The sequence below is a fragment of the Streptomyces synnematoformans genome (genome assembly GCF_039531005.1).
Classification (GTDB): domain Bacteria; phylum Actinomycetota; class Actinomycetes; order Streptomycetales; family Streptomycetaceae; genus Streptomyces; species Streptomyces synnematoformans.
Map to the genome: position 1 here is coordinate 1 of NZ_BAAAPF010000618.1, position 1,729 is coordinate 1,729.

1 protein-coding gene and 1 pseudogene are annotated in these 1,729 nt (G+C 77.8%); both read left to right on the forward strand.

Annotated features, from left to right (window positions below; translation table 11 throughout):
• Positions 1 to 1,168: outer membrane protein assembly factor BamB family protein (locus tag ABD317_RS36580; protein WP_344296311.1), on the forward strand; the 1,168-nt coding region annotated here is incomplete at its 5' end.
• 321 nt (positions 1,169 to 1,489) lie between these two features.
• A pseudogene (locus tag ABD317_RS36585) lies at positions 1,490 to 1,729 on the forward strand (PQQ-binding-like beta-propeller repeat protein); the annotation flags it as partial.

Here is a 1,729-nt window from a genome sequence, read left to right on the forward strand (position 1 = left end):
CTGGGCGGCGACCGCCGAGGACCCGCCTCCGCCGCCGACCACCGCCGAGCGGCTGGCCGCCCGCAACACGGCGAAGAAGCGGCTCACCGGCGCCCCGCCCCCCGTGCTGTGGGGCAAGGGCCTGGGCAAGGTCGACCCGGTCGGCCCGCCGGTGGTCGCCGGGGGCGGGGCCGCGCTGGTCGTCGCGAAGTCCGGCGTCTACGCGATGGACCTGCGCACCGGCGACGAGCTGTGGGAGCAGCCGGACGTCCGCGCCACGGCCGGGGCCGTGCCGCTCGGCGACGGCATGGTGCTGGTGCCCGGCAAGGACCTCGCCCTGCTCGACGCCGAGGACGGCGCGGTCGTGTGGACGTCGGAGAAGTACCGCAAGGGCGGCCGGACGCCGTACGGCGCGCTCCTCGGCGTGGCCGGCGACACCGCCGCGTTCACCGTCAAGGAGGGCGGCGAGCTGACCGTCGTCGGCTACGACCTCGCCGCGCGCCGCGAGCTGTGGCGCTCGCCCGGCACGGCCGCCGCGACCGCCGCGCTCTTCCTCGGCGACGCCGTCGTCCTGGTGCCCGAGGCCGACGAGGACGCGACCCACCGCGACAAGCCGGCCGCGGTCTCCGCGCTCGACCTCGGCAGCGGCGACGAGCGGTGGGCGCAGGAGTACGCCGGCATGGCGGGCGGCCACTGGGCCGCGGCCGGGAAGGGCGTGCTCGTCGCCACCGCCGGCACGGCCATGCGCGGCTACGACGCCGGCGGCGACGGCGCCGAGCTGTGGGACCTGACCGCCGAGCCGTGGGACGAAGAGGAGACCAACCCGCAGAACTTCGGCCCGCCCGCCGTGCAGGGGGACAGGATCCACGCCCTCGACACGTTCCGCGCCGTGCACACGGTGGCGCGGGACTCGGGCGAGGAGCAGTGGAAGCGCAACCCGGAGCTGGCGTACGTCGGGGTGCTCGTCCAGGCGCCGGCGTTGCACGTCACGCCCGACGAGCGGTTCCTGATCGCGGGCGACGACACGCAGGTGCTGGCGTACGACACGGACGGCGGCGACCTGCTGTGGCGGTTCACCGACATGCGGCGCGGCAAGCCGAAGTACGCCCACCGGCGCCGGGTGGCGGTCGGCAAGGACACGGCCGTGGTCGCGAGCGGAAGCAGCGTGTACGCGCTGCCGCTGGACTGAGCGCGCGGCGGCAAGGGGGATTGTTCGTATGCAGACGTTGACGGGCGCCGACGGCCCGGCAGGCGGCTCCGCCGGCGGTACGGCCGCGGGCGGCCCGCCGCAGACGGTGGGCCCGCACCGGATCCTGGCGCCGCTCGGCGCGTACGGCCCGGAGGGCCCGGACGGCGCCGCCGACGCGGACGGGCCGCGGTTCCACCTGGCGTACAGCGAGCCGCTGGGCCGGGTCGTGGTGCTCATGGCGCCGCCCGCGGCGCTCGCCGGCGACCGCGGCTTCCGGGTCCGGTTCGCCTCCGAGGCCGGCACGTCCGCGCGGCGGCCGGGGTGGCGCAGCAGGACGAGGAGCCGTGGGTGGCGTACGACTGCGCGCCCGCGCTGCCGCTGCCGACGGCGCTGGCGGCGCTCGGCGGGCCGCTGCCGCTCGGGTACGTCTGCCGGCTGGGGGTGTCGCTGGCCGCGGCGGTGCTGCAGGCGCACGCGCAGGGCCTGGTGTACGCGGGGCTGACGCCCGCCGCGGTGCTGCTGACGGCCGCCGGGCCGCGGCTCGCGGCGTACGGCGCGGTC